The sequence below is a fragment of the Pseudomonas japonica genome, from assembly GCF_900188455.1.
Taxonomy (GTDB): Bacteria; Pseudomonadota; Gammaproteobacteria; order Pseudomonadales; family Pseudomonadaceae; genus Aquipseudomonas; species Aquipseudomonas japonica.
In genome coordinates this window covers 48,133-74,522 of record NZ_FZOL01000026.1, presented here as the reverse complement: position 1 = coordinate 74,522, position 26,390 = coordinate 48,133, and the positions used below count along the sequence as shown (strand labels likewise).

Here is a 26,390-nt window from a genome sequence, read left to right as displayed (position 1 = left end):
GATTAGAACATCTGGTTGCATCGATATAACGGCTGCGACCCTCGGGCCAGAGCTGTCGCGCGGGTATAAGCACGTAACCAAACGATCTGTACGGGCAGTGAAAACTTTGCGCCTCCGGCCCACACACAAGCGGAACCGGTCGAGCCGACACGCCAGCTACGGAGTGTGTGGTCGACGGTGCCGAACCCCTTGCGTACAACCTGAAGAGGCCTGCTCCATGACCAGCTTGCAGCATCCTGATCCGACGACCTTCGACTCCGCCGTGGTGCTGGCCGCCACTGTCGAGGAAAACACCGTGCCGCGCGGCATGGTCCACCGCGCGGCGGTGAGCGAGGTGTTCCTGACCGGCGCCCAGCGCGTCGCCGAGGGCCATTTCCGCTGCCTGGCGCAACTGCCGCGGACCCACAGCTACTTCAGCGAGCACACCCACCGCGACGCGCACTACGACACGCTGTTGCTGCTGGAGGTGTTTCGCCAGGCCTCCATCTATGTGTCCCACGCCTTCCTCGACGTGAGCACCAGCGACAAGTTCATCTACCTCGACAGCGACACCTCGATCGTCGAGCGCGAAGCCCTGGTGGTCGGTGCGCGGCCGGCGTCGGCGCTGATCGACGTGCGGGTGGTGGGCGAGTACCTGCGCCACGGCCAGCGCAGCGGCGTGACCCTGGACATGACCCTGAGCGTGAACGGCCGGGTCGCGGCCCGCCATGACGGCATGTCGATCCGCTGGATGAGCGATACCGCCTGGAACAAGATCCGCACCCCGGCGCTCGCCGCCAGTGCCGCGCAGCATGACCCGCTGGCCCAGTCACCGGCGCCGCTGGCACCGTTCCAGGTCGGCCGGCACTGGCTGAGCAATGTCGTGCTCGGGCGCGAGATCGTCGTGGAGGACGGCCATCTGGTCGCCGCGCTGATCGTCGACCAGTCCAACCCGGCGATCTTCGATCACCCGCTGGACCATATCCCCGGCATGCTCCTGCTCGAAGGCTTCCGCCAGCTCGCCCTGGTCGGCGCCAAGCGGCAACTGGGCCTGGCCCCCGACGAACTGCTGCTCGGCCGGGCCAGGGTGGCGTTCACCCGCTTCGGCGAGTTCGGCCTGGCGACCCAGGTCAAAGCCAACCTGGACAGCCTGCGCGTGCTGGACGATGGCCGGGCTGTGGTGAACCTGTCGGTGGAGCAGGGCGGGGCGCAGCTGGCGCATGCCGAGGTGGAATTGCAGCGTCTGTTCCAGCCACTGGCGCTGGCCGCCGCGGGAGGTGCCTGATGAGTGCCATCGAGCGGGTCTGGTTCGATTTCGGCGGTGTGCTGTCGCCGCCCATCGACGCGTTGTTCGCGCAGTACGAAGTGAAGACCGGTCTGGCCCCCGCGGTGTTGCAGCGGGCCTTCGCCGAGGTCGCCGAGGCGCTCGGCGTGCCGCCGCTGGCACCGATCGAAAACGCGCTGCTCAGCGAAGACGAGTGGGGGCGCCGTGTCGAGCTGGCGTTGAGTCGCCAGGAGCCGCCGGCGGACCTGTCGCGGGCGCGCCTGCGGCGCTTCGGCGAGCAGTGGTTCGCCGGCGTGCAGGCCAACGCCGCGATGGTCGCGGCGGCGCGCAAGCTCAAGGAGTCCGGGTTCGCCATCGGCATCCTGACCAACAACGTGGTCGAGTGGGAACCCTACTGGCGCGCCATCGTCGGCCTCGACGAAGTCGCCGACCTGATCGTCGACTCGTCGAAGGAAGGCTGCCGCAAACCCGATGCGCAGTTCTTCGACATCGCCCGGCAGCGCGCCGGGCTGCCCGCCGCGGCCAATCTGCTGATCGATGACCTGGCCGAGAATGTCGCCGCTGCCGCTGCCCTGGGCTGGCGCACTGTGCATTTTCGCGACAACCGCCAGGCCCTGGGCGACATCACCCACGCCACCGGTGTCTGCGTTTTTTCCGTGCAGCAGCCTGAAGGAGCACCTGCCTGATGAACATCGCCCTCGACAGCCTGCCCGGCGCCGCCGCCCGGCTCGCGGATATCGACATCACCCACATCGCCAACCTGGATGCCGCGCCGGCCTACCGGCCGCTGCCCGCCGAAGGCGGTTTCCAGCGCATCCTGCTGCCCAGCGGGCACAGCGCCATCCACCTGACCCGCTATGCCGAGGTGCAGGCGCTGCTGCTCGACAACCGCGCCATCCGCGCGCCGTGCAACGAGGAGGATGGGCCGAGTTTCCTGCCCACCATCACCCCGCCGGAGCTGCTGCTGAACAACGACATCCCCGACCATGGCCGGCTGCGCAAGGTGGTGGCGCGGGACTTCAGTCCCAGCGGCGTCGCGGTGTTGCGCGAGGCGGTGCGGCAGGTCACCCATGCGCGCATCGACCTGCTGCGCCAGCAGGGGCGCGGCGCCGACCTGTTCAGCCTGGTGCTGGAGCAGGTGCCGTCCACCGTGGACTGCCAGCTGCTCGGCATTCCCCTGGCCGACCGCGACTACTACCGGCCGCTGAGCCACACCGTGCAGATCGCCTCGGACCACGATGTGCCTGACCTGCTGCGGCAGTTCTGGGGCGTCTACGACTACCTCACCGACCTGGTCACCGGCGCCCGTCCCAGCCTGCCGGACGGTTTGATCCAGCGTTTCATCGCCGCGCGCAACGACAGCGAGCCGCCGCTGAGCGACAAGGAACTGGTGGGGATTCTCCTCGGTGTGCTGATCGGCGGTGACCAGAACATCCTCAGCGTGCTGACCAAGGCGGTCTATGTCCTGCTCGCGCAACCGGTGCTGTACCGCAGCCTGGTGGACGACCCCGGGCTGATTCCGTCGGCGGTGGAGGAACTGTTGCGCCTGCTGCCGCTGGGCACCATTTCGACCTTCCCGCGCCTGGCCAGCAGCGATATCGAAGGGCCCTGGGGGCTGATCCCGGCGGGCAGCGTGATCTACGCCGATGCGTTCGCCGCCAACCGCGATCCCGAGGTGTTCAGCGATCCGCTGGCTATCCGCCTCGACCGCCAGGAGGCCCGGCACCTGCAGTTCGGCTACGGCATGCACAACTGCATGGGCGCCGCGCTGGTGCGCCTGGAGATCGCCACGGTGCTGGAGATTCTCGTCGAGCGCCTGCCCGACCTGCGCCTGGACATCGCGGCGGAGCAGGTGCCGTGGGTCGAGGGCATCATCCTGCGCCGTCCGACCCGCCTGCCGGTACGCGGCTTCACCTCTCTCTGAACCTCTGGACGGCCCCATGAACAGCAAGCTTTCGGACAACGCCCTGCTGGGCACCATTCTCCTGGCGATCTTTGTCGTCCCCAGTTCCATCTCCGGCACCGCGCTGGCCCTGCCGGCGATCGGCAATGACATTCAGGCCTCGCTGGCCCAGCTGCAGTGGGTGGTCAACGCGTTCAACCTGACCTTCGCCTGCTTCACCCTGGCCTGGGGGGCGCTGGCTGATCGCCTGGGCCGCAAGCGCTGCTTCGTGGTCGGCGCCGGCCTGTATGTGCTGGCTTCGGTCATCTCGGCCCTGGCCAGCCAGGCCTGGGTACTGGATGCCGGGCGGGCGCTGGCCGGGATTGGCGCGGCGGCGATCTTCTCCTGCGGCATCGCCATTCTGTCCACGCACTTCGACGGCGCGGCGCGGTTGCGCGCCTTCGCCCTGTTCGGCACGGTCGCCGGCCTTGGCGTCAGCCTCGGCCCGACCCTGTCCGGCCTGCTGATCGAACACTTCGGCTGGCGGGCGATCTTCTGGGCTCATCTGCTGACCCTTGGCCTGGTGCTGCTGGGCACGCCGTTGATCACCCGCGACGGCCAACTGGCCGAACGCACGGCGCGTTTCGACCTGCTCGGTTCGTTGCTGTTCATCCTCGCCCTGCTGGCCTTGATGGTGGCCATCGTCCAGGGCTCGCAGTGGGGCTGGCGCAGCCAGGGCGTGCTGGGGCTGGTGGCGCTGTCGGCGGTGCTGCTGGTGCTGTTCGCCTGGCAGGAACGTCGTCACCGGCAACCGATGCTCGACCTGTCGCTGCTGACCAGCGGGCCTTTCGTCGGGCTGGCGCTGGTTACGGTGGCGGCGTCGTTCGGCTTCGTGACCCTGCTGACCTACCTGCCGAGCTATCTGTTCGGGGTCTTGCGCCTGGCGCCGACCCAGGCCGGGCTGGCCATGCTGCTGCTTACCGTGCCGATGCTGTTCTGCCCGATTCTCGCGGGTAAGTGGGCGGCCCGGGGCGTTTCCGCGGTGGCCATCCTCAAGGCCAGCCTGCTGGCCTTGCTGGCCGGGGTGGTCGGCCTGGCGCTGCTGGCCCAGGCCCATGCGGCGCTCTGGCATCTCGCCGCACCGCTGTTGCTGGTGGGCGTGGGCATGGGGCTGTCCGCCGGCCTGGTGGATGGCCTGGCGCTGAAGACCGTGCCGGAGCAGAAGGCCGGCATGGCCGCCGGCCTGCTCAATACCTTCCGCCTGGGCAGCGAGGCCATTGCCGTGGCGGTGTACGGCTCGTTGCTGGCGACTCTGCTCGATGACCAGTTGCGTCAGGAACTGGCCCGCCTCAGCAGCGACCCGGCCACCGTCCGCGGCTGGATCGACAGCGTCGCCGCCGGCAACCTCGAAGGCGCGCTGCGCGGTGTGGCGCAGCCCGAGCTGGTCGGTGATCTGCTGCGCGGCGGTTACGACGCGGCGTTCCACGGCGTGCTGTGGTTCCTGGCGGCGGTGATCGTGGTTCTGATCCTGGTCATCGGCGCCTTGCTGCGGCCACTGCGCCAGCAGGAAAGGGGGGCGCTGGCGGTGCAGTGAGCACGGCCGCCACGGGTCTTTGGCCAGGGTGGCGCAGCCGGTCTGCCGCGGGCATCCGGCGGCGCTGGCGCGCCATTCTGGTCAAGGATGGATATGCATTAATTGAATGTTTGTAACGTTTTTTATTATTTTTCAGGATGATTGCCCTGATGCAGACTCGACTCAACTGCCAGGGAAGCAGTCAACCGATCACCTGACCGGCCACCACCTTCTTGTCCGATGGCGTGTGCAGTCCCGCAGAAGATTGTCAGACCATGAATGGACAAAACCTGCTCAAGCAGCAGACCGTGACCCGCATCTTCCAGCAGCATTATCTTTGGCTGTGCTCACGCCTGGCGTTTCGCACCGGTTGCAACCACAGCGCCGAGGACATCGCCGCGGAAACCTTCCTGCGTGTCTGGATGCTCCCCGATCCGACGGCGATCCGCGAGCCACGGGCGTTGCTGACGACCATCGCGCAGCGCCTGATGTACGAGACCTGGCGCCGCCGCGACCTGGAAAAAGCCTACCTGCAGTCACTCAGCCTGGTCCCCGAGGAACTGCACCCCTCGCCCCAGGAGCAACTGATGCTGATCCAGAGCCTGGTGGCCATCGACCGCCTGCTGGAAGGCCTGTCCCGCCAGGCCCGCAGCGTCTTCGTCCTCAGTCAGCTGGAGGGCCTGACCTACGTGCAGATCCAGCAGCGCCTGGGTTTGTCCCTCGGGCGTATCCACCAGCTCATGGCCCAGGCCCTGCGCTGCTGCTACCTGGGGCTGGAAGAATGAACCCGCAGCGCCTCGACGATCCGGTGGCGGAGGAGGCCATCGAGTGGATGGTGCGCCTGCAGTCGGGGGCCTTCGATGACGGCCAGCAGGCTGAACTGGAGCATTGGCGCAACCGCTCCAGCCATCACCGCCAGGTGTATCAGCGCCTGCTGGCGGGGCTGGCGCCGTTTCGCCAGTCGCCGTGGCGCGGTCGCGCCAGCCAGCCGTTGCTGAGCAGCCTCGAACAACCCGATGGCCGCCGGGCGTTCCTGCGAACGGCGCTGGGCCTCAGTCTGCTGGTCGGTGGCGGCGCCTGGCTCGGCGGGGTGCAAGGGTTTGCCGGCGGCGCCGCGCAGGAGTACCGCACCGCCACCGCCGAGCGTGGCAGCTGGCGCCTGAGCGATGGCAGCCAGTTGCAGCTCAATGCGCGCAGTCGGGTGTCGTTGTGGTTCGATGGCGAACAGCGGCGCCTGCGCCTGCACGAAGGGGAAATGCTGCTGCAGGTGGCGCCGCTGGCCAGTCGGCCGCTGGCGATCGAGACCGCTTCCGGCACCCTGTACAGCCACGGTGGGCAACTGGCGCTGCGCGAACTGGCGGACCGTTCGCGGCTGGTCAGCCTGCGCGAAGACATTCGCCTGCAGCCCTCCGGCGCAGCGGCGCTGTCCCTGCGCGCCGGGCGGGTGACCTGGTTCGACGCCCGCGGGGTACTCGAACAGGCCCCGATGGGCTCCATGGAAACCGCCTGGCTGCAAGGCTGGCTGGTGGTGCACAACGAACCGCTGGGCAACCTGATCGAAGCGCTGCGCGCCTACCGCAAGGGCTGGATGCGCCTGGAACCGGCGATCGCCGAGCTGCGGGTGAGCGGACGCTTCCCCCTCGACGACAGCCGCCAGACCCTGGAGATCCTCCAGCAGAGCCTGCCGATCCAGGTGCTCCAGGTGACCGACTACCTGCTTCTGATTCGCGCCCAGCGGGCCTGAACCGGCGGTTCAGCGTCGGCCGTTGAAGAACCCGGACAGCTGGTGCAGGGTCTTGGCCGCGGTGAGGATCGCCGGGCGGAAGTTGTCCTTGCCGATGATCCGCGCGTGCTTCACCGAGGCAATCAGGTCGTAGCGGCTGGAGCCTTCGGCCATGCCCTCGGCGAGGATCTTGCAGATGATATGGCTCGGGGTGACGCCGAAGCCGGAGTAGCCCTGAACATAGAAGGCGTTGCGCCGACCGCTGAGGGTGCCGATCTGTGGGAACAGGTTGGCGCTGGTGGCCATCGGGCCGCCCCAGGCGAGGTCGATCTTCACGTCCTTGAGGTAGGGGAAGATCTTCAGCATCAGCGCGCGGTTCCACGCCTTCAGGTCGTTGGGGATGTGTTCCACGAACGGCGTGGCGGCGCCGAACAGCAGGCGATTCTCGTTGGTGACCCGGTAGTAGTCGATGACTGGGCGGATATCGCTGTACGCGCCGCGGATCGGGCTGATGCGCTGGATCAGTTCTTCCGACAGCGGTTCGGTCATCAGCTGGAAGGCATAGGTGTTGATGGTGCGGCTGTGCAGTTCCGGCTCCAGCTTGTTGAGGAAACTGTCGCAGGCCCACAGCAGCTTGCCGGCCTTCACCGAGCCGCGGCCGGTGCGCACGGTGATAGTGTCGCCGTAGCGCACTTCGAGGGCGGCGCTGTGTTCGTAGATCCGCGCGCCGTGGCCGACCAGGGCCTTGGCTTCGCCGAGCAGCAGGTTGAGCGAGTGCACATGACCGCCGCCCATGTGCAGCAGGGCGCTGCTGTAGGCGTCGGAGCCGATGATCTGCTTGACCTCGCTGCCGGCGAGGAAGCGGATCTCGTCCTTGGTGTTGACCTTGCGGAATTCCTTTTCCCAGGTGCGCAGGGTCTGTTCCTGGCGGGCGTTGAAGCCCATGTAGCCGTAGCCGTGACAGAAGTCGGCGTCGATGGCGTACTTGGCGATGCGCTCCTTGATGATTCCGGCGCCCATTTCGGCGATCTCGAAAATCTGCTGCAGGCCCTTGTCGCCGACGCTGCTCTTGATCTTCTCCAGGTCGTGGCCGATCCCGGCCATGATCTGTCCGCCGTTGCGCCCGGTGCCGCCGAAGCCCAGGTAGCGCGCCTCCAGCACCACGATATTGGTGATGCCTTTCTCGGCCAGTTCCAGGGCGGTGTTGATCCCCGAGAAACCGCCGCCGATCACCACGACATCGGCTTCGATATCGTCTTCCAGGGTGGGGAAGGCGAGGTTGTACTTCTTGGTGGCGGAGTAATAGGTGGGGGCTTCGACGTTGATCATGGTGGCGGCCTGAATAATTGGAGTTGGCTGAGGCGGCAAGGGCGACCGGGAGCGATTGTTACACTTTGCATTAAATGCCTAACGAGCGGTAGGTTCTTGACTCAGCCTGCTATCGGATTTGATCGGGGCTGCCAGGGGGAGGGTGAAGATGGAGGGGGTTGCACGGACCCTGTGGGGGCTGGCTTGCCAGCGATGAGCATGGGTATCTACACATCTTTGACGGCCTGGCGGGGGACCGCATCAAGGCCGCCAGGTGCCCGTCTTGAGCCTTGCAGCGCTCTGAAGATCGAGCGCCGCCCGCGCGGCGCATCGCGAGCGCGCTCGCTCCTACATTTGTTGCAACGTACCTATGCCTGACAGGCCATGGTTGACCGCCTTGTGTGCACGACGCGGTATTGCGTCGACCCAACAGCTTCCCCGCGATAAATCACCAAGCGCCAAAGGCTGGCAACGCCGCTCTCACAGGCCATGGCACGTTGCAAAAAATGTAGGAGCGAGCGCGTCGGGGCGCCGAACCGTCGCGATGCGCCGCGCGGGCGGCGCTCGATCTGGAGGGCGCTGCAAGGCTCAAGACAGGCACCTGGCGGCCTTGATGCGGTTTCCGCCAGGTTTCCAGAGATGTGTAGATACCCATGCCAATCGCTGGCAAGCCACACCACAGGGTTTTGTGGCCAGCCACGAGAGTGTGGTCTGGCCGGGAGAATGAACTTACAACCGGCCCACGGCCGCCAACTGTCCCGCCGACGCCTGCGCCTCGGGAATCGCCGAGCCATCCTGCGGGGTCACCGGGAAGATGGCATTGATCTGCCCGGTCGCCGACGAACCGAAGTACGGCGTCACCACCTCGGCCTTGCCGTCGTACTTCGACCAGCCCAGCGCGCCCAGCAGCATCGCGGTGTCATGCATGAAGCCTTCGCCGTGGCCCTTGACCGCGTACTCCGGAAGCATGCTGCAGAACGCTTCCCACTCGCCGTCTTGCCACATCTGCACCACACGATGGTCGAGGGTTTCCAGGAACGGACTCCAGACCTTGTCGGCGAATTCCGGGGCCTGGCCATTCTGCGCGAAACGGTGCGACAGCGAGCCGCTGGCGAGGAAGGCCACGGTGCCGTCGTAGTGGTCTTCCACCGCCTTGCGCAGCGCCCAGCCCAGGCGCGCGCTGTCGTTGAGGTAGTGCGAGGTGCACAGCGCCGAGACCGAGACCACCTTGAAGTGCTGGTCGGCGTTCATGTAGCGCATCGGCACCAGGGTGCCGTACTCCGGGCCGAGGCTGGTGGCGTCGTGGGCCATGGTCTCGACCCCGTAGCGATTGGCTTCCTCGGCCATCAGCCGGCCCAGCTCGGCATTGCCCGGCACTTCGTAGTCCATGTTGGCGATGAAGTGCGGCAGCTCGTTGCTGGTGTAGGTGCCCTTGAAGTGCGGGTTGCAGTTGATGTGGTAGTTGGCGTTGACCAGCCAGTGGGTGTCGAACACCACCAGGGTATCGACGCCCAGCTCGCGGCAGCGCCGGGAAATCTCTTTGTGGCCATCGATCGCGGCCTGGCGATAGCCCTGGCGCGGGCCGGGCAGTTCGGACAGGTACATGGAGGGAACGTGGGTGATCTTGGCAGCCAGAGCAAGTTTGCCCATGACGGTAACTCCTGGTGGCGGACGCCCTCGGTCGGGGCGCGGCGATTATGGGGGTGTTGGCACGCAGGCGATACCGGCCATTGTCGGCTCTTGTTGGTCAGGCCTGGCACCTCCCGACCCGGGAAATGCAGGCTGCCCATTGGACACGGTTGCCCGGCGCGCTGCTTGCCTTCCTCTGCCACCCATTTGATTCAGCTTGCCACGGGCTGTCTGGCCTCACCAGTCAGGCCCACCAGTAGCGGACGAAATGAAAGAAGATCGGTGCGGCAAAGCACACCGAATCCATGCGATCGAGCATGCCGCCATGGCCCTCGATCATGTGCCCCCAGTCCTTGACCCCGCGGTCGCGCTTGATCGCCGACATCACCAGGCCGCCGAAGAAGCCCATGACGTTCACCACCAGCGCCATCAGCGCCGCCTGCCAGGGGTTGAACGGGGTGATCCAGTACAGCGCGGCACCGACCAGGGTGGCCAGGGCCACGCCGCCGACCAGCCCTTCGAGGGTCTTCGACGGCGACAGCGCCGGCGCGACCTTGCGCTTGCCGAACAGCTTGCCGCAGACGTACTGCAGCACGTCGCTGATCTGCACCACGAGGATCAGCCAGGCGATCAGCAGCAGGTTGCGCCCCTCGAAGCCGGGGATGTCCAGGGTCATCAGCGCCGGCACCGAGGACAGGCAGTACACCGCGATCATCAGCCCCCACTGCACCTTCGAGGCGCGTTCGAGGAAGCGCGTGGTGTCGCCGCCGAAACTGGCGAGGATCGGCAGGAGCAGGAACAGGTAGACCGGAATGAAGATGCTGAACAGCCCGTACCAGTCGAAGCCGATCAGCAGGTACTGCACCGGCAGCGCCACGTAGAAGGCCAGGACCAGCGCCGGGTAGTCGCCGCGCCGGGTCGGGGTGAGGGTGATGAACTCGCGCAGGGCGTAGAACGACACCAGGTAGAACAGCACGATCACCCCGGTCTTGCCGAAGATGAAGGCCAGGCCGATGACCAGGACCATCACCCACCAGGCGTCGATGCGGGCGTTGAGGTTGTCGATCACCGCGTGCGGGCCGGGGCCGACGCGCCATTTCAGGATCCGTCCGACGATGCTGGCGAGCAGCAGCAGGGCGCCGATGCCGGCGAACAGGGGCCAGGTGTTGTGTTCCATCTCAGACCTCCTTCGGCGCGAGTGCGAGCAGGGCCTGGCTGGCCCGCTCGATGAAGGCCTGCTTGCTCTCGTCCGCCCGCAGTTGCAGCGGCTCGCCGAAGCTCAGGGTGCACAGCAGCGGCAGCGGCAGGGTGCGGCCCTTGGGCATGACCCGGTTGAGGTTGGCGATCCACACCGGCACCACCTCGATGTCCGGGCGCGAGGCCGCCAGGTGGAACAGCCCGCTCTTGAACGGCAGCAGCGGCTCGTCGCCGAGATTGCGCGTGCCTTCGGGGAAGAAGATCAGCGAGTCGCCCTGGGCCAGGGCGTCCTTCACCGGTTGCAGCGGGTCGGCCTGCGGTTCGCTGCGCTGGCGATCCAGCAGTACGCCGTTGAACACCTTCTGGATCAGGAAACTGCGCACGCCGGGCTTGAGCCAGTAGTCAGCCCCGGCCACCGGCCGGGTACGTCGGCGCAGGGTGTCCGGCAGTGCCGCCCAGATCAGCACGAAATCACCGTGGCTGCTGTGGTTGGCGTAGTACAGGCGCTGGATCGGCAGCGGCGTGCAGCCCAGCCAGAGGGCGCGGGCGCCGGTGACCAGACAGGCGAAGGAGGTAATGAGGAAGGCGGTGAAGGTGGCGAGCATGACGAGTCCTTATGCAGCCAGTGGAAGCCAGGGGAGAAGCAGCAGAGCGAACAGCGCCAGGGCGACCTGCAGGCCGAGGCAGATGGCCTGCCAGCGCAGCAGGCGCAAGGCGCCGCGACAGCGCGACAGCCAGTCCCGCTCGCGGCCGGCGGCCTTGAGCCCCAGTTCGTGCAGGCTCTGGTCGAGGGCGCGGGTGCGGCTGCTCAGGCGTCCGGCGTCGTCGGCCAGGTTGCCGATCAACTCGGCATCCAGCGCCACGCGTAGGGCATGGTACTTCTGCGCCAGACCGAGGATCAGCAGCAAGGCGCAGAGCATGCCTGTCAGCAGCGGGTGGCGGGCCGCGATGAACAGGGGCGCCAGGCCAACGGTCAGGGCGATCAGGCTGATGCCGTCGGACAGGCGTTCGAGCTGGCGGCCGCGGCGCAGCATGCGCGCGGTCAGGGCCAGTTGCGGTTCTTCGCTCATGGGCAGGTTCCCGGGGGCAATTGGGCCAGCACGTGGCGATGGGCGGGGTGCAGCACCACGCCGGGGCGGGCACGGCGGATCAGCGCTTCGGCGCCCTCGACGTCGGCGCAGCGCCCGCTCAGCACCAGCCAGGCCGCCACCGCGCTGGCGCTGCGCGAGTAGCCAAGGGCGCAGCAGACCAGCAGCGGGCCGTGGCCGCGCAGGGACTCGATGGCGTGGGCGGCGTCACGGCAGAGGGTAGTGTCCGGCGCCACCAGATCCAGGCTCGGCAGGTTGCGGTAATGCTGGCCAGGCTCGGGTTTTACTGGCAGTTCGGCGCACAGGTCGATCAGGCTGGCGAATTGTCCGGCTTCGCCGCGCGCCGGCAGGCGCCCGAGGAACACGCCGTCGCAGACCTCGTCGGCCTGGGGATGGCGGCGGGTCCACAGCCGCGAATTGATCCAGGCCGCGGCCAGGTAGGGCGCCAGCAGCCAGCGCACGGCGCAGGACTGACGGCCATCGGCGCGTTTCTGGAAGCCGCCGGCACCGATCAGCGCGTAGTTGAGCGCCACCAGCAACAAGGCCACGCCGGGCCACAGCAACCACAGCCAGCTGCCTTGCAGGACGAAGGCCAGCGTGGCGAACAGCGCGGCGCCGACGGCATAGCGCGTGGCCAGCCGATAACGCTGGGCCGAGGCGGGCGGGCGCGCCAGGCGCAGCGGCGAGGCCGCTTCCCGCGGCCACAGCCACAGGCACAGGAAACCGGCGAGGGCACCGGTGGGCAGGTCGATGAAGTGATGCTGCCAGGTGGTCAGCACCGACAGCCCGATCAGCGCCATCCAGCCATGCATCAGGCCACGCAGCCACAGGCCGCGGGTATGCCGGGCGAACATCGCCCAGATGATCACCAGCAGCGCGATATGCAGCGAGGGTGCCTGGTTGTAGGGCTTGTCGAAGCCCATCAGTACATCGAACAGCCAGCCGAACAGGCCCTCCAGTTCGGGGCGCTCGAAGGTGAAGCGCAGCGGCCAGAGCAGGAAGCAGGCCACGCAGATCAGCTGGGCGCTGAGCAGGCGCAGGGCATGCAGGTCCATTTCCCGGCGGCTGCGCGGCAGCAGGAAGGACAGGCCGTAGAGCAGATCGATCGACCAGTACGGCACGATGCTCCAGGGCCACAGGGGAATGCTGCGTTCCCAGGCGAACACCAGGCTGCCGACATCGTCGCGCTGGGCGGTGAAATGGTTGCTCAGGCCGTAGCTGAGAAAGAACAGCGGGCCGAGCAGAAGCAGCCAGAACACGCCGCGTCTGATCAGCCCGGCTTCCCGTGGCGCGTGCATCAGCGCACCCGCTGGGCGAGGCTGACGCTGAAGATGCCCCATTCGTCGATGCGCTGCTCCAGCTTGCGGAAGCCGGCGGCCGCCACCAGTTGGTCCATTTCCGCCTGGCTGCGCCGGCGCATGACCCACGGCTGGCCGTCGCGGTGGCTGGTCAGGGCGCGGGCGATCATCTCCAGTTGCGGGTGCCATGGCTGGCCGGTGTAGACCAGGTAGCCGCCATCCTCGACGGCCTCCGCCAGGCCAGCGAGGGAGGCGCGGATCAGGTCGTTGTCGGGGAACAGTTCGTACAGGCCGGACACTACCGCCAGGCTCGGGCGCGGGTCGAGGGCGGCGAGGGAGGCGCGGTCGAAGGCGTCGCCGCGGACGAAGCGGGCGATATCGGCCAGGCCCTTCTCGTCGATCAGCGCGCTGCCCTGGCTGACGTTCAGTTCGCTGTAGTCGCGCAGCAGGATCGAGTCGGGACGCTGCTCCAGGCCCTGCAGCGCTTCGAGGATGTAGCGGCCGTGGCCGGCGGCGATATCGACGATATGCACCGCGCGCCCTTGTTCGCGCAGGCGCGCGATGGCCAGGCGCAGCAGTTCTTCGGCGTGCAGCTTGCGCTGGCGGATGCCGCGCCAGCCGATGGCATCGAGGTAGTTGCGGTCCACCTGGCGGCCGAAGCCCCCCTTGCCGGTCGGCTGGTTGCGGTACACGTAGTCCAGGGTGCTGCCGGAGTCGAAACCGGTATCGAAGCCCAGCCTGATGCCCTCGGAGAACTGCCGGCCCAGGCGCAGCGAGGCGCGGGTGGCCTGCCAGTAGAGGTTGGCCGGCGAGTACCTGGGCAATGGCGCGGCCAGGCTTTCGGCCTCGGCGCAACTGGCGCCCTGGCGGTCGGCGGCGAGCAGCGACGGGCGCCCGGGCGGCTGGGCGAAGCATTCGCCGACGAAGCGGCGGATCCGCGCTAGGGCATGGCCGCGGTCGCGTTCGCCGAGGGTGTCGTGGAAGAAGCCGGGAAGCAGGTGCTTTTCCTTGTGCAGGGTGCCGAGGCGTTCGAAGAACTGCTCCTGCGGCTTGCGCCGGACGACGAAGTCGGACCCGGAAATCAGTACCTGGGTTGGGATCTGGATCGCCTGGGCATCGGCCACCACGCGGTCGGCGGCGTCGTACAGGCCGAGCAGCATGTTCACCGAGATCGGCCGGGCGATCAGCGGGTCGCTGCGGTAGGAAAGCACGCGCTCCGGGTCGTGGGTGAGCAGTTGCGGCTTGACGTAGCTGTTGACGAAGAAGTTGCCGCGCCAGGCCCGCAGCAGCTTCAGGCCGGGCCGGGCGAAGGGCACGTAGAGCTTGATGTCGAAGGCCGGCGAGGCCAGCACCAGGCAGCGGACCTTCGGCGCGTAGTCGTGGGCCCAGGTCGCCACCAGCACCGCGCCGACGCTCTGCGCGAGCACGGCGATGTCTTCCTCGCCGATGCCGTGCTGTTCGCCGATATGCGCGATGAAGGTCTGCACGTCGCGCACGCTGTGGGCGAAGCCCGGGCTGTCGCCGCGGGTGCCGGGAGACTGGCCGTGGCCGCGGGCGTCCCAGGCGAAGAAGTCGTGGTCGGGCAGGTTCAGTTCGTCCACCAGGTGGGCCATGCGCCCGCCGTGCTCGTGGCCGCGATGGAACAGCACCAGCGCCCGCTTTTCCTGGCCCGGTTCGCGTTGCGCCGGCCAGTGGCGGTAGAACAGCTCGACGCCGTCATGGGTGGTGAAGTGCAGCGAGTGCGCCTGGCGCATGGGACGTTTCCTTATCCGGCGGGGAGATCAGCGGGTTTCGGCCAGACCGCGGCGTACCCGGTTGTAGAGGGTATAGAGGCAAAGCAGGAGGACCACCAGCAGCACGCCGTCGACCCAGGCGGCGGGCACGTCGAAGGCCACCGCCAGGCCCAGGGCGCCGAAGACGAAGGCGCGGTCGCTCTTGCCCATGGGCCCGTCGTAGCGCCGCGAGGCCCCGGCCAGCGGGCCCATGACCCCGGCGTATTCGCTGACCAGGGCGGCCACGGCCACCAGCACCACCAGCAGCGGCGAGACCCCGGGCAGCAGGGCGAAGGGCAGGTACAGGGCGGTGTCGGCGATGATGTCGCAGAGCTCGTTGAGGTAGGCGCCGAGGCGCGACTGCTGGCCGAACTCGCGGGCGAGCATGCCGTCGACCGCGTTCAGCGCCATGCGCAGCAGCATCCACAGCGGCAGCAGGGCGAACAGCCAGGGGTGTTGCGCGCCCCAGGCGAGCAGCAGGCCGAGCAGGACCGAGACGACGGCGGCGAACAGGGTCACCTGGTTGGCGGTGACACCACGTTGCTGCAGGCGGGTCACGCCCGGCCGCAGCAGCGCCTGGAAACGCGGTTTGAGCTGGTAGATGGATGGCACGCGACGGACTTCCTTGAATTTTTCACGAGGGCCTGGACAAGCGTAAGCGCGAAACTGTGCTTTTCCAGCGCGCCGCCGTACAGCGAGTCGAGCGGGAAATGTTACCCAGTGCAAATTTTCAGTTAATATACGAAGCATCTATATTTCGTATAGGAAATTTCCGTGGGTATCGTAAAGATCTCGGAATCCATGCATGAGAGCCTTCGCGTGGCGAGCAACGCCCTCAGTCGCTCGATCAACGCCCAGGCCGAACACTGGATGCGCATCGGCATGCTCGCCGAACTGCATCCTGACCTGAACCACAACGAAATCTGCCGCCTGCTGATCCAGGCCGAGCAACAGGGTGGCCTCGACCTCAAGCGTGTCTGCGCGCTCGAAGGTACGCCCATCGCCCTTGCCATGGAGGCCCAGCATTGAAAGGTGTGACGTTTCACTCGAAAGAACAGATCGCCCAGGCCCGGGTCGCCGCGGAACTGGCCGCCGACGTGCTGGCGATGATCGCCCCGCATGTGCAGCCGGGGATCAGCACCGATGAATTGGACCGCATCTGCCACGACTACATCGTCAACGTGCAGAAGGCCATTCCGGCCAACGTCGGCTACCACGGCTTTCCCAAGACCCTGTGCGTGTCGGTCAACGAGGTGGTCTGCCACGGCATCCCCTCGTCGCGGGTGCTGCAGGAGGGCGACATCGTCAATATCGACACCGCGGTGATCAAGGACGGCTGGTTCGGCGACACCAGCCGCATGTACGCCGTGGGCCGGATCAGCGCCGAGGCGCAGCGTCTGGTGGACGTGACCTTCGAGGCGATGTGGGCGGGGATTCGCACGGTGAAGCCGGGGGCGACCCTCGGCGATATCGGCCATGCCATCCAGGCGGTGGGTGAGGGCGCCGGTTTCAGCGTGGTGCGCGAGTACTGCGGGCACGGCATCGGGCGCATCTATCATGACGAACCGCAGGTCCTGCACTTCGGCCAGCCCGGCTACGGCATGAAGCTCAAGCCGGGGATGATCTTCACCATCGAGCCGATGCTCAACGCCGGCAAGCGCCAGACCCAAACCCTGGCCGACCGCTGGACCGTGGTCACCCGCGACAACTCGCTGTCGGCGCAGTGGGAGCACATGGTGGCGGTGACCGAGGACGGCTTCGAGGTGCTGACCACCTGGCCGGAAGATCGCTGAGGATCAGTCCACCCGCCACTTCATCGTGCCTAGCGGCTGAATTGTGCGATTACCGGCAAGTGTGTTGCGTGACGTGTCCGAAAAGGTGCGACAATCCCGCCTGCTTTTCTGCGTGACCTGAGTGGACCTAGCCGGCGTCAAGGCTAGGTTCGTCTGCATTTCCGCAGCGAGCGCTCTTTGTGAACCCGTGCAATCCCATTTGAGGTAGCAAGCAAGATGGCCAAGGCCGCCGATGTCGTTGTGCAATGCCTGGAAAACGAAGGTGTCGAGTATGTGTTCGGCATTCCCGGCGAGGAAAACCTCGACCTGCTGGAATCCCTGCGCAAGTCGAAGATCAAGCTGGTGCTGACCCGCCACGAACAGTCCGCCGGCTTCATGGCCGCCACCTATGGCCGTCTGACCGGCAAGACCGGCGTCAGCCTGTCGACCCTCGGCCCTGGCGCGACCAACCTGGTCACCGCCGGCGCCTACGCCTACCTCGGCGGCATGCCGATGCTGATGATCACCGGCCAGAAGCCGATCAAGAAGTCCAAGCAGGGCCGCTTCCAGATCATCGACGTGTGCGCAATGATGGACCCCATCACCAAGTACACCCACCAGTTCGCTTCCGCCGACAACATCCCGTCGCGCATGCGTGAAGCCTTCCGTCTCGCCGAGGAAGAGAAGCCGGGCGCGGTGCACCTGGAACTGCCGGAAGACATCGCCGCCGAGCAGACCGACGTCCTGCCGATTCCGCCAAGCCTGCACCGCCGTCCGCTGGCCGAGCACGTGGCCATCGACGCCGCCATCGAGAAACTGCGCATCGCCCGCAGCCCGATCCTGGTGATCGGCGCCGGCGCCAACCGCAAGATGACCGCCAAGGTCCTCGAACAACTGATTGAGAAGACCGGCATCCCGTTCGTCACCACCCAGCTCGGCAAGGGCGTGGTCGACGAGCGCAACCCGCGCTTCCTCGGCAACGCCGCGCTGTCCTCCGGTGACTTCGTCCACCGCGCGGTCGAGGCTGCCGACCTGATCATCAACATCGGCCACGACGTGATCGAGAAGCCGCCGTTCTTCATGGTTCGTGGCGGCACCGAGGTCATCCACATCAACTTCCGCTCCGCCGAAGTCGATGCCGTGTACTTCCCGCAGATCGAGGTGATCGGCGACATCGCCAACGCCGTGTGGCAGATCGGCGAAGGCCTGGGCGATGTGTCGCACTGGGACTTCACCCGCCTGATGACCATTCGCGAGGCCAACGAAGCGCAGATCGCCGAAGGCAAGGACGACAACCGCTTCCCGGTCTATCCGCAGCGCCTGGTCGCCGATATCCGCCGCGCCCTGCCGTCCGAAGGCATCGTTGCCCTGGACAACGGCATCTACAAGATCTGGTTCGCCCGCAACTACAAGGCGCACAAGCCCAACACCGTGCTGCTGGACAACGCCCTGGCGACCATGGGCGCGGGCCTGCCGTCGGCCATGGCCTCGCACCTGGTGTATCCGGACCGTCCGGTGATCGCGGTATGTGGCGATGGCGGCTTCATGATGAACAGCCAGGAACTGGAAACCGCGGTACGCCTGAACATGCACGTCACCGTGGTGATCCTGCGTGACGACGGCTACGGCATGATCCGCTGGAAGCAGGCGAACATGGGCTTCACCGATTTCGGCCTGGACTACGGCAACCCGGACTTCGTCAAATACGCCGAAGCCTATGGTGCCAATGGCCACCGCGTGGAAAGCGCCGAAGGTCTGCTGCCGCTGCTGGAGCACTGCATCAAGACGCCGGGCGTGCACGTCATCGACGTGCCGGTGGACTACAGCGAGAACGATCGCATCCTCAATATCGAACTGCGTGAGCGCGCCCTGGCCGTTTAAGTCGTTTCGAGATTGAGCAAGAACGCCGCGCTCCGGGCTCCGGAACGCGGCGTTTTTTCATTTCGTGGGCTTTGTCGCTGCATGGGTATCTACACATTTTTGAAAGCCTGGCGGGAAACCGCATCAAGGCTGCCAGCTGCCTGTCTTGAGCCGTGCAGTGTTCTGAAGATCGAGCGCCGCCCGCGCGGCGCATCGCGGGCAATCGGAACGCCGCCCGGCCCGCTCCCACATCGGTTGCAACGTGCCATGGCCTGTTGGATTTGAGTTGTCAGCCTTTGTTTTTTCGGCGATGCATCGCGGGGAGGCTGTTGGGCTCGACTCGGTATCGCGTCGAGCCAACAAGGCGGTCAACCATGGCCTGTCAGGCATAGGTACGTTGCAACCGATGTGGGAGCGGGCCGGGCGGCGTTCCGATTGCCCGCGATGCGCCGCGCGGGCGGCGCTCGATCTGAAGGGCACTGCAAGACTCAAGACAGGCACCCAGCCAGATCCGATGGCCGCCAACAAAGCCCCGCCGCCGTGCACGGCGGGGCTTCACTGGCTCAGGCAAGCCGCATGGCGCTTGCCATGCCGTCACCGCCCGTCAACGGTTCTGCCGTGCGTAGATACCCTCGGCAGCCGCCTCGAAGTCCTTCAGCGGCAGCTCGCACCACATCGGAATGCCCTGGACGTTCTGGCTGCGCGCCATGTCGTAGCTCACCGGGATGAAGCCGACATCGCAGCGCAGCCCCTTCTGGCCATTGACGAGCATGGCGCCCCGGGACATGGAGACCACGGCATTGTCCGTGCCCTGCTGTTCGACGACGAACGAAACGTTGCCGGACTCGGAAAACACATAGCCCTCGGGCCAGTTGAGGTTCTCCAGGTCGTCGCCATCGTCGTCCTGGGTGATCGGCAGGCCCGGTTGCAGGCCCAGCATCCTGGTCCGGTAGGGGCAATACACATTGGAGACGACCGGCGCCACCGTGCCGGTGCTCCAGGCATCAAGGCTCATCTGCGCGATGACGGCCCAGCCTCCCAGGCTCTCGACCTGCGGTGGCGTAGCCGAGGGCGCGACACCTTCCATCGCGATGTCACGCAAGCTCTCTCGCTCGCTGGCGGCGGGAAGGCCGGAATACAGATTGTTGATATAGGTCGCGAGGATGAACATCGGCTGCTTGTTCACAACCCGGATGATCGGCATGAAACGATGGCATTTCTCGCTGAGGAACGCGTCATTGACCTGTCGATTGGTGATGCTGATGGGGTCGTGGGGAATGGGCAGCCCGGGGTAGAGAAACGGCGCATTGTCGTTGCGCGTGAGGTAGAACGACTTGGTGGGAAACGTTTTCACATAGGGAAGGGTGTTGTGCTGCACGTTCAGGACAAAACCGAAGGGTGCGCTTTCCAGCATGCGGAAATGCTTCAGGAAGTACAGGTTGATGATGCAGATATCCGGGTCGTGCCCCTGGTCGTGGGGGCTGGCGAACGCGTCGCGCAACCTGGAGAAGAACTCGCTGCGCAGGCGATCGCAATCCTCGGCGCTGAGGGTTCCGCCATTGCTCAGCTTGGCGGCGGTGGTTTCCCGGCTGGAGGTCGCGTACTCCTTGACCAGCTTCTCGAACTTCTCCGCCGCGGCTTTATCGATGCTGGTGCCGCGCAGCACCTCCGGCAGGTCTTTGACGTAGTTCAGGTACTGAGCGATCAGTTGCTGCATCAGCACGAACGTCTGATGCCTGACCACATGGATGCCCGCCAGGCTCAGCATGTCGGCCCGGGTGCGAAGGGCCGGGAACAGATCGGCGTAAGGGGTGAACTCGATGCCGCAGATGGCGTAGCCACCCAGTGCGAGGTCCGGAGAACCCGCGCCTTCGCTTGCCTTCTCGGCCAGCGCCAGAGGCGCATGAACCTGCTCGACGGGCTTCTTGCGATCGGCGCTCTTCAGCGCATCGTTGGCAATGCTCTGGGCATCCAGCAACTTCAGGGATTCACGGTTGCTGGCGTCCGCCGCCTGGGCCATGGCCTTCTTGCTGGCGGCATCCTTGCGCATGAACTCCTCCAGCGATACATCGTCGGAGCCATTCTCCTTCAGGTGGTTCTTCACCTTCAGGTAGCTGACCAGTTCATCCGTGTTGCTGATATGGATCTTCGCTTCCGGGAGCGGGTTTTTCCCCTTTGGCGGTACCACCGCCGGAATTTCCGGGGCCTTGGCGCTCGTCGTCGGCAAGGCCAGGTTCTCCGGCGGGGCCTTGAGCAGGGTGTCGATGCCCTTGCCGGTGTAGGTGTCGATCATGCCTTTGACCCAGCTCAATGCCGGGCTGCTCGCCGGAACGCCAAATACCGAGGCCTGCAACTCGCCGCTGCTGCCGGCGCTCTTCACGCTGCTGGCGTATTCCGAACTGGCACTCGCCGAGCTGCCGAGGGTACTGATGGCGAAGCTGCCTCCCCACTTCTGGTTGTCGCTTTCCAGGTGGGTGCTGTGGTTGAACTGCAGTGAGCCACTGGCATAACTGATGAGTTTCAGCTTGCTGACGAAGCCGTGTCCGAAGGTGTCGTGAAAGGCCTGGTAGGCAAGCAGCCAGTCCGATGGCGTAGGGGCGTCGGCGATAGCCTTGTAGAACTGCTGGAACTTGGGCGTCGCGCACTCGTACAACTGCTGCTCGGTCGCCTGTTTGGCCAGAACGATCTCATAACCGCTCTCTTCGTAGATCACGTCGAGGGTCATGCCCGAAGAACTGCTCGAGGAGCCCGATGCGAGGTCGGCATGGAAACCCAGTTCGGCGTTGCAGACCAGGAAACTGCTCTTGATCTTGCTGTCCACACTGAAGCTCCAGGCCCTTTCCGTGGCGCTGCTGAAGGTGTTGGCGCGCGTGGTGAGCCTCACGGTCGGGGTGTTCGACGCCAGAAGATTCAGGCCATTGAGCTTGGCCATTTCGAACGCGTAGAACGTCGCGTTGAGTTCCCGGGTCGAGTAATTGATGGTGCTGCCAATCCGGGCAAAACCATAATCCGCCGGGAATTGTATTTCTTTGCTCATGATTCGCTCCCTCCTAGGAGACGGCCCACTCGAATACCGCCGGTACCGAAAAGGCATGATTTGATATCATAGTGATATCACTCCCCAATAGATCAGGATCCGCCTGGCCTGTCAAAGAGAGCCTTGTCGCCACCGGTCGGCTGCTCGTTTCCTGGATACACTGGCCAACCTGCTGCCGATGGATACCGCGCAATGCTTGAAGAAGGGCTGTCCCGCCTCGCCACCTACCTGCTGCACATCACTCCCGGCCTGGCCCTCTGTGCCCTGTGGTTCTGGCTGACCCCGCGCAGCCGTAGCGGCCTGCGCATCCTGATCCTGCTGCTGGCCTTCGTTCTGGCTCGCGATGCCATGACCCCCACGGGCCTGTGGGCACTGGATGGCCAGGTGCGCATCGGCTTCATCGCCAACCCGCTGGTGCTCGCTGCCCTGGGCGTGATGTCCCTGGGCCTGATCGCCGTGCTGTCACGCCTGGCACCCGAGCTCTGGGCGCTGATCGTCTGGCGCAAGGGCCACCTGCCCAACGGGCTGGCGCTCGGCCTGCTCGCCGGCTGCGCCATCGGCCTAGCGCTGCGTCTGTATCAGGGCAGTGCATTCGCCGGCTTCGACGGCTGGCTGGCGGGCATGGTCGTCCTGGCCTACGGCGGCAATGCCTTGGAAGAAGTGCTGTTTCGCGGTGTGCTGCAGGGCTGGCTGGAGCGCCACACGACCCCGCTGCGCGCCGCGCTGAACAGCGCCGTGGCCTTCGCCGCCTGCCATGTCTTCCTCGCCGCCACCGTCACCCAGGCCGGCTGGCCGGTGCTGGCGTTCACCCTGATCGAAGGGCTGGCCTGTGCCTTGCTTCGGATGCGCTACGGTGTGATCGCGGCCATCGTCGCCCACGGCACGGCCATCCTGCTGATCGCGGTGCCCTATGCGCAGCGCTGAACCGCCAGCGCCTCGCGCACCCAGCCCATGAACGAGCGGGTCAACGGACTTTTCTCGCTGTCCTGATGCACCAGGCACGCCCATTCCGGGCCCGCCACCCGGCGCTCGCTCAGCGCGCGCAACAGGCCTTTTTCCTCGGCCCGCGCGGCCAGCAACTGGCTGACCAGGGCCACCCCGTGCCCTTCGCACGCGGCATCCAGCAGCAACCCCGGGTCGGAGAAGTTCAGCCCGTGGGTGCGCTGCCCGACATCCTCGCCGCCCAGCACCGACCAGCGACTCCAGTCCATCTCCCGCTCGCCGTGCAGGGTGGTGCGCTGCGCGGCCGGCTGCGCCAGCAGGTCGGGGTGGCAGGCGGGGTAGAGGCGATCCTCGAACAGCACCTGGTGGCTGCATTCGGCCTGCGGTTCGAGGTCGTCGCGCAGGCTCAGGTCGACGGTCTGGGTGGCCATGTCCGGCACCTCGAAGGTGGTGAACAGCCACAGATCCACCTCCGGGTGCTGGCGGTGGAAATCGCCCAGGCGCGGCAGCAGCCAGTGACGGGCGAACGCCGGGGTGGTGTTGACCACCAACTGGTTGGGCTTGCGGTACTGGTCCAGGCGACGGATGCCCACCGACAGGTGCTGCAGCATGGCCTGGGTGGTGGCATGCAGGTCGTACCCGGCGTCGGTGAGGCTGACGCTGCGTCCACTACGATGGAACAGCGGCTGTTCGAGAAAGGTTTCCAGGCTGCGGATCTGCTGGCTGATCGCCGACTGGGTCAGGTGCAGTTCCTCGGCGGCCTTGTGGAAGCTGCCCAGGCGGGCGGCGGCTTCGAAGCCGCGCAGGGCGTTGAGAGGTGGCCAGTGTTTTAGCATGATCGATAAGTCTCGCTAATCAGTTGTCGGCTAAATCCATCGTTTGTCGTGCATCAGGATGGGACATAGCATGACATCCATTCCGCGATCGCGGTTTTCAGTAATAAAAAATACTTAACTGAAGGTGGATGCGAACATGCAGAGCAACGGCGAACGCAGCAACGGCTGGAGGATGCCCGCTGAGTGGGCCCCTCATGCGGCGACCTGGATGGTCTGGCCACACAACCGGGCGCTCTGGGAGAGCACCTGGACCGTGCGCCTGGAAGAGGTGCAGGCCGACTTCGCCCGGGTGGTCAATGCCATCGCCCGCTTCGAGCCGGTGAAACTGGTGGTTCATCCGGGCGCCCGGGCCAGCGCCGCCGATCTGTGCGGGGCCAATGTCGAGCTGATCGAGCTGGCGGTGGACGACAGCTGGTGTCGCGATTCCGGCCCGAGCTTCGTCTGCCATCCACAGCACGGCCTGGCCGGGGTCAGCTGGCGCTTCAATGCCTGGGGCGGCAAGTCGGCCCACGGCCTGGACGAAAGCCTGGCCCGGCGCGTGCTCAACCGGCTCGGCGCGGACTGCTTCGGCACCTGGCTGGCCAATGAAGGCGGGGCGATTCACGTCGATGGCGAAGGCACCCTGATCACCACCGAATCGGTGCTGCTCAACCCCAACCGCAACCCGGGCCTGGACAAGGCCGAGGCGGAGGAGATCTTCGCGCGTCTGCTGGGCGTGACCAAGACCATCTGGCTGCCCGGCGATCCGCAGTACGTCACCGGCGACATGACCGACGGCCATGTCGATGGCGTCTGCGCCTTCGCCCGTCCCGGCGTGCTGCTGGTGGACGCGACCCACGAGAAGACCTCGGTCTATGCCGAAGTGGTGCGCGAGAACCGCCGCGCCCTGGAGCTGGCCCGCGATGCCCAGGGTCGCGCCTTCGAGCTGATCGACCTGTACGAAGCCAGCGCCGCGGTGGACCCCGAGGCCGAGGTGTTCTGCGCCTCGTACACCAATTTCTACATCGCCAACGGTGCGATCATCATGCCGGCCTACGGTATCGAGGCCGACGCCGAAGCCGCCCGGGTGCTGGCCGCCGCGTTCCCCGAGCGCGAAGTGGTACCGGTGCGGATCAACCATCTGGCCCACGGCGGCGGCGGGGTGCATTGCATCACCCAGCAGCAACCAGCCTGGCCTGTGCAGGAATAAGGAGCGAGCGCCATGACTTTCCTCACCGTCGCCACGACCCAGATGCCGTGCAGCTGGAACCTCGGCGACAACCTCGACCGCGCCGAGCAACTGGTCCGCGATGCCGCCGCCCAGGGTGCCCAGGTGATCCTCCTGCAGGAGCTGTTCGCCACCCCGTATTTCTGCATCGAGCAGGACCACAAGCACCTCGCCCTGGCCGAGGAATACCCGCGCAGCCGCGTGCTCCAGCGCTTCGCCGCGCTGGCCCGGGAGCTGGGCGTGGTGCTGCCGCTGAGCTGGTACGAGAAGGCCGGCAACGCCTACTTCAACTCCCTCAGCGTCGCCGATGCCGACGGCCGTCTGCTCGGGGTCTACCGCAAGACCCACATCCCCAACGCCATCGGTTATCAGGAGAAGGAGTACTTCAGCCCCGGCGATACCGGCTTCCGCGTCTGGGACACCGCCTTCGGCCGCCTCGGCATCGGTATCTGCTGGGACCAGTGGTTCCCGGAGACCGCGCGCTGCCTGGCGCTGATGGGCGCCGAGGTGCTGCTGTTCCCCACCGCGATCGGCTCCGAGCCCGGCGCGGCGGCGTTCGACTCCCGCGACCACTGGCAGATGACCATGCGCGGTCACGCCGCGGCCAACCTGCTGCCGGTGGTGGCGGCCAACCGCATCGGCCGCGAGGTAGCCACGGGCGATCCTGAATTGCACATGGATTTCTACGGCTCGTCATTCATCAGCGACCACAAGGGCAAGCTGCTCGCCGAAGCCGACCGCGAGACTCCCGGCGTGCTGATGCACACCCTCGATCTCGCGGCGATGCGCGAGGAACGCCTGACCTGGGGCATCTTCCGCGACCGCCGGCCGGAAATGTACCGCACGCTGCTCAGCCTGGACGGCGGGTCCACCAGCATCTGGCGCACGGGCCGGGAGGTGTGAGATGAAACCACGCATGCTGACGCTGCTGGGCCTGGCGCTGTGCCTGACCCAGGGCCTGGCCCATGGCGACGACCAGGACCGCACCCTGCGGCTGTACAACTGGGCCGACTATTTCGCCGAGGACACCCTGGCGCGCTTCACCGCGGAAACCGGGATCAAGGTGATCTACGACGTGATGGACAGCAGCGAGGTGCTGGAGGCCAAGCTGATGACCTCCGGCAGCGGCTACGACCTGATCTTTCCCGGCGACACCGTGGCCGAGCGCCTGATGCGCGCCGGCAGCCTGCAGAAGCTGGATCCGGCGAAGCTTGCCGCCCTGGCGGATATCGAACCGGGGTTGCAGCGCCTGCGCGAGCACTACCCGCATTCGGCGGCGGCCACCGTGCCCTATACCTGGGGCAGCATCGGCCTGACCTACAACGAAGAGCAGATCCGCAAGCGCCTGCCGGACGCCCCGGTGAACAGCCTCGACCTGCTGTTCAAGCCGGAGCTGGCGGCGAAGTTCGCCGACTGCGGGATCTCGATGATCGACTCGCCGGACGAGGTCCTGGCGGTGGCCCTCAACTACCTCGGTCGCGAGCCGCGCAGCGCCAAGCCCGAAGACCTGGCCGCGGCCAGCGAACTGCTGATGAAGGTGCGGCCGTATATCCGCAAGTTCCAGTCGCAGCCGGTCACCGATCTGGTCAACGGCAACCTGTGCCTGTCCCTCGGTTACAGCGGCGACATGACCCAGTCCCAGCGCACCGCCGATGCCGCTGGCAAGCCGGTGCGCTTCCAGTACCGCATCCCTCGCGAGGGCACCACGGTGTGGATGGACAACATGGCGATTCCGGTGGATGCCAAGCACCCTGAATACGCCTATGCCTTCATCAATTTCGTCATGCGTCCGGAGAACATGGCGGCCATCAGCAACTTCACCGGCTACCCGACCTCCAGCGCCAAAGCGCGACCGCAGGTCGATCCGGCGATGCGTGACAACCCGGATATCTATCCTGATGAGGGCGCCTTCCAGCGTCTGATTCCGGGCAAGGACATCCCGCAATCGGCCATGCGCGCGCGAATGCGTGCCTGGACCAAGTTCAAGACAGCCAGTTGACCC

23 protein-coding genes are annotated in these 26,390 nt (G+C 66.2%); 13 read left to right on the top strand and 10 right to left on the bottom strand.

Translation table 11 applies throughout. The features are described from left to right. The first annotated feature begins 217 nt into the window (after positions 1 to 217). The 6 genes from CHB99_RS25165 (at position 218) to CHB99_RS25140 (ending at position 6,463) form a co-directional block, all read left to right on the top strand. Positions 218 to 1,264, top strand: a complete 1,047-nt coding sequence (locus tag CHB99_RS25165) for a ScbA/BarX family gamma-butyrolactone biosynthesis protein (protein ID WP_042129906.1) — start codon at positions 218 to 220, stop codon at positions 1,262 to 1,264. Further along, positions 1,264 to 1,950, top strand: a complete 687-nt coding sequence (locus tag CHB99_RS25160) for an HAD-IA family hydrolase (protein WP_042129908.1) — start codon at positions 1,264 to 1,266, stop codon at positions 1,948 to 1,950. The genes CHB99_RS25165 and CHB99_RS25160 overlap by 1 nt, the downstream gene beginning before the upstream one ends. Then, a complete protein-coding gene (locus tag CHB99_RS25155) occupies positions 1,950 to 3,188 on the top strand; it encodes a cytochrome P450 (RefSeq protein WP_084702996.1) in 1,239 nt (412 codons plus the stop codon). The genes CHB99_RS25160 and CHB99_RS25155 overlap by 1 nt, the downstream gene beginning before the upstream one ends. A 16-nt stretch (positions 3,189 to 3,204) precedes the next feature. Then, the gene (locus CHB99_RS25150; protein WP_042129910.1) at positions 3,205 to 4,740 is read left to right on the top strand and encodes an MFS transporter; all 1,536 of its coding nucleotides are present in this window, start codon (positions 3,205 to 3,207) and stop codon (positions 4,738 to 4,740) included. Positions 4,741 to 4,994: 254 nt separating this feature from the next. Further along, positions 4,995 to 5,504: a sigma-70 family RNA polymerase sigma factor gene (locus tag CHB99_RS25145; RefSeq protein ID WP_042129911.1), complete on the top strand. Its 510-nt coding sequence runs from the start codon at positions 4,995 to 4,997 to the stop codon at positions 5,502 to 5,504. Continuing rightward, positions 5,501 to 6,463, top strand: coding sequence for a FecR family protein (locus CHB99_RS25140; protein WP_042129913.1), 963 nt, complete (start codon positions 5,501 to 5,503; stop codon positions 6,461 to 6,463). Before CHB99_RS25145 ends, CHB99_RS25140 begins: the two co-directional genes overlap by 4 nt. A gap of 9 nt (positions 6,464 to 6,472) precedes the next feature. Here CHB99_RS25140 and CHB99_RS25135 read toward each other — a convergent pair whose 3' ends face one another. From CHB99_RS25135 to CHB99_RS25100, 8 genes are all read right to left on the bottom strand, one after another. Continuing rightward, on the bottom strand, positions 6,473 to 7,771 hold the full coding sequence (locus CHB99_RS25135; RefSeq protein ID WP_042129915.1) for an NAD(P)/FAD-dependent oxidoreductase: 1,299 nt from the start codon (positions 7,769 to 7,771) through the stop codon (positions 6,473 to 6,475). A gap of 708 nt (positions 7,772 to 8,479) precedes the next feature. Beyond that, complete coding sequence (hpaD, locus tag CHB99_RS25130) at positions 8,480 to 9,400, bottom strand: 3,4-dihydroxyphenylacetate 2,3-dioxygenase (RefSeq protein ID WP_042130492.1); 921 nt, start codon at positions 9,398 to 9,400, stop codon at positions 8,480 to 8,482. A 223-nt stretch (positions 9,401 to 9,623) separates the two neighbouring features. Then, the gene (locus tag CHB99_RS25125) at positions 9,624 to 10,556 is read right to left on the bottom strand and encodes a phosphatidate cytidylyltransferase (RefSeq protein ID WP_042130494.1); all 933 of its coding nucleotides are present in this window, start codon (positions 10,554 to 10,556) and stop codon (positions 9,624 to 9,626) included. Between the two features lies 1 nt (position 10,557). After that, entirely contained in the window at positions 10,558 to 11,181 is a 624-nt protein-coding gene (locus CHB99_RS25120) for a lysophospholipid acyltransferase family protein (protein WP_042130497.1), read from the bottom strand. 9 nt (positions 11,182 to 11,190) lie between these two features. Continuing rightward, the gene (locus CHB99_RS25115; RefSeq protein ID WP_042130499.1) at positions 11,191 to 11,646 is read right to left on the bottom strand and encodes a hypothetical protein; all 456 of its coding nucleotides are present in this window, start codon (positions 11,644 to 11,646) and stop codon (positions 11,191 to 11,193) included. Next, positions 11,643 to 12,962, bottom strand: coding sequence for a phosphatase PAP2/dual specificity phosphatase family protein (locus tag CHB99_RS25110; RefSeq protein WP_042130501.1), 1,320 nt, complete (start codon positions 12,960 to 12,962; stop codon positions 11,643 to 11,645). The genes CHB99_RS25115 and CHB99_RS25110 overlap by 4 nt, the downstream gene beginning before the upstream one ends. Then, the gene (locus CHB99_RS25105; protein WP_042130503.1) at positions 12,962 to 14,716 is read right to left on the bottom strand and encodes a bifunctional alpha/beta hydrolase/class I SAM-dependent methyltransferase; all 1,755 of its coding nucleotides are present in this window, start codon (positions 14,714 to 14,716) and stop codon (positions 12,962 to 12,964) included. The genes CHB99_RS25110 and CHB99_RS25105 overlap by 1 nt, the downstream gene beginning before the upstream one ends. Before the next feature lie 27 nt (positions 14,717 to 14,743). Beyond that, on the bottom strand, positions 14,744 to 15,346 hold the full coding sequence (locus CHB99_RS25100; protein ID WP_042130505.1) for a CDP-alcohol phosphatidyltransferase family protein: 603 nt from the start codon (positions 15,344 to 15,346) through the stop codon (positions 14,744 to 14,746). A 162-nt stretch (positions 15,347 to 15,508) separates the two neighbouring features. Between CHB99_RS25100 and CHB99_RS25095 the strand changes: the two genes are divergently transcribed. The 3 genes from CHB99_RS25095 to CHB99_RS25085 all read left to right on the top strand — a co-directional run bounded on the left by CHB99_RS25095 (position 15,509) and on the right by CHB99_RS25085 (position 18,387). Then, positions 15,509 to 15,763 (top strand): ParD-like family protein, encoded by a 255-nt coding sequence (locus tag CHB99_RS25095; protein WP_042130507.1) that lies wholly within the window; start codon positions 15,509 to 15,511, stop codon positions 15,761 to 15,763. Beyond that, positions 15,760 to 16,527, top strand: a complete 768-nt coding sequence (gene map, locus CHB99_RS25090) for a type I methionyl aminopeptidase (protein ID WP_042130509.1) — start codon at positions 15,760 to 15,762, stop codon at positions 16,525 to 16,527. The genes CHB99_RS25095 and map overlap by 4 nt, the downstream gene beginning before the upstream one ends. Before the next feature lie 216 nt (positions 16,528 to 16,743). After that, positions 16,744 to 18,387 (top strand): acetolactate synthase large subunit, encoded by a 1,644-nt coding sequence (locus CHB99_RS25085; RefSeq protein ID WP_042130511.1) that lies wholly within the window; start codon positions 16,744 to 16,746, stop codon positions 18,385 to 18,387. Positions 18,388 to 18,970: 583 nt separating this feature from the next. Here the strand turns inward: CHB99_RS25085 and CHB99_RS25080 are convergent. Continuing rightward, entirely contained in the window at positions 18,971 to 21,403 is a 2,433-nt protein-coding gene (locus CHB99_RS25080; RefSeq protein WP_042128144.1) for a hypothetical protein, read from the bottom strand. A gap of 192 nt (positions 21,404 to 21,595) precedes the next feature. Between CHB99_RS25080 and CHB99_RS25075 the strand changes: the two genes are divergently transcribed. Next, positions 21,596 to 22,327 (top strand): CPBP family intramembrane glutamic endopeptidase, encoded by a 732-nt coding sequence (locus CHB99_RS25075; RefSeq protein ID WP_042128142.1) that lies wholly within the window; start codon positions 21,596 to 21,598, stop codon positions 22,325 to 22,327. Here CHB99_RS25075 and CHB99_RS25070 read toward each other — a convergent pair. Continuing rightward, entirely contained in the window at positions 22,312 to 23,181 is an 870-nt protein-coding gene (locus tag CHB99_RS25070) for a LysR substrate-binding domain-containing protein (protein ID WP_042128140.1), read from the bottom strand. The two genes, CHB99_RS25075 and CHB99_RS25070, sit on opposite strands and share 16 nt — an antisense overlap. Before the next feature lie 136 nt (positions 23,182 to 23,317). On the opposite strand from CHB99_RS25070, the gene CHB99_RS25065 reads away from it, so the two are divergent. From CHB99_RS25065 to CHB99_RS25055, 3 genes are read left to right on the top strand one after another with little or no spacing between them, the layout of a single operon-like run. Then, a complete protein-coding gene (locus tag CHB99_RS25065; RefSeq protein ID WP_042128138.1) occupies positions 23,318 to 24,370 on the top strand; it encodes an agmatine deiminase family protein in 1,053 nt (350 codons plus the stop codon). Between the two features lie 12 nt (positions 24,371 to 24,382). Further along, positions 24,383 to 25,291 carry an N-carbamoylputrescine amidase gene (gene aguB / locus CHB99_RS25060; RefSeq protein ID WP_042128136.1) on the top strand — a complete coding sequence of 303 codons (909 nt, stop codon included), beginning with the start codon at positions 24,383 to 24,385 and terminating at the stop codon, positions 25,289 to 25,291. Between the two features lies 1 nt (position 25,292). Then, positions 25,293 to 26,387: an extracellular solute-binding protein gene (locus tag CHB99_RS25055; protein ID WP_042128134.1), complete on the top strand. Its 1,095-nt coding sequence runs from the start codon at positions 25,293 to 25,295 to the stop codon at positions 26,385 to 26,387. Positions 26,388 to 26,390: the final 3 nt, after the last annotated feature.

Excerpts from the sequence above, each read along its gene's own strand:
- CHB99_RS25085 (WP_042130511.1), top strand. The coding sequence starts at position 16,744 with ATGGCCAAGGCCGCCGATGTCGTTGTGCAATGCCTGGAAAACGAAGGT.
- CHB99_RS25065 (WP_042128138.1), top strand. The coding sequence starts at position 23,318 with ATGCAGAGCAACGGCGAACGCAGCAACGGCTGGAGGATGCCCGCTGAG.
- CHB99_RS25075 (WP_042128142.1), top strand. The coding sequence starts at position 21,596 with ATGCTTGAAGAAGGGCTGTCCCGCCTCGCCACCTACCTGCTGCACATC.
- CHB99_RS25160 (WP_042129908.1), top strand. The coding sequence starts at position 1,264 with ATGAGTGCCATCGAGCGGGTCTGGTTCGATTTCGGCGGTGTGCTGTCG.
- CHB99_RS25080 (WP_042128144.1), bottom strand. The coding sequence starts at position 21,403 with ATGAGCAAAGAAATACAATTCCCGGCGGATTATGGTTTTGCCCGGATT.
- CHB99_RS25120 (WP_042130497.1), bottom strand. The coding sequence starts at position 11,181 with ATGCTCGCCACCTTCACCGCCTTCCTCATTACCTCCTTCGCCTGTCTG.
- CHB99_RS25105 (WP_042130503.1), bottom strand. The coding sequence starts at position 14,716 with ATGCGCCAGGCGCACTCGCTGCACTTCACCACCCATGACGGCGTCGAG.
- CHB99_RS25055 (WP_042128134.1), top strand. The coding sequence starts at position 25,293 with ATGAAACCACGCATGCTGACGCTGCTGGGCCTGGCGCTGTGCCTGACC.
- CHB99_RS25125 (WP_042130494.1), bottom strand. The coding sequence starts at position 10,556 with ATGGAACACAACACCTGGCCCCTGTTCGCCGGCATCGGCGCCCTGCTG.
- CHB99_RS25110 (WP_042130501.1), bottom strand. The coding sequence starts at position 12,962 with ATGCACGCGCCACGGGAAGCCGGGCTGATCAGACGCGGCGTGTTCTGG.
- CHB99_RS25165 (WP_042129906.1), top strand. The coding sequence starts at position 218 with ATGACCAGCTTGCAGCATCCTGATCCGACGACCTTCGACTCCGCCGTG.
- CHB99_RS25145 (WP_042129911.1), top strand. The coding sequence starts at position 4,995 with ATGAATGGACAAAACCTGCTCAAGCAGCAGACCGTGACCCGCATCTTC.
- CHB99_RS25155 (WP_084702996.1), top strand. The coding sequence starts at position 1,950 with ATGAACATCGCCCTCGACAGCCTGCCCGGCGCCGCCGCCCGGCTCGCG.
- CHB99_RS25140 (WP_042129913.1), top strand. The coding sequence starts at position 5,501 with ATGAACCCGCAGCGCCTCGACGATCCGGTGGCGGAGGAGGCCATCGAG.
- CHB99_RS25070 (WP_042128140.1), bottom strand. The coding sequence starts at position 23,181 with ATGCTAAAACACTGGCCACCTCTCAACGCCCTGCGCGGCTTCGAAGCC.
- aguB (WP_042128136.1), top strand. The coding sequence starts at position 24,383 with ATGACTTTCCTCACCGTCGCCACGACCCAGATGCCGTGCAGCTGGAAC.
- hpaD (WP_042130492.1), bottom strand. The coding sequence starts at position 9,400 with ATGGGCAAACTTGCTCTGGCTGCCAAGATCACCCACGTTCCCTCCATG.
- CHB99_RS25115 (WP_042130499.1), bottom strand. The coding sequence starts at position 11,646 with ATGAGCGAAGAACCGCAACTGGCCCTGACCGCGCGCATGCTGCGCCGC.
- CHB99_RS25150 (WP_042129910.1), top strand. The coding sequence starts at position 3,205 with ATGAACAGCAAGCTTTCGGACAACGCCCTGCTGGGCACCATTCTCCTG.
- CHB99_RS25135 (WP_042129915.1), bottom strand. The coding sequence starts at position 7,771 with ATGATCAACGTCGAAGCCCCCACCTATTACTCCGCCACCAAGAAGTAC.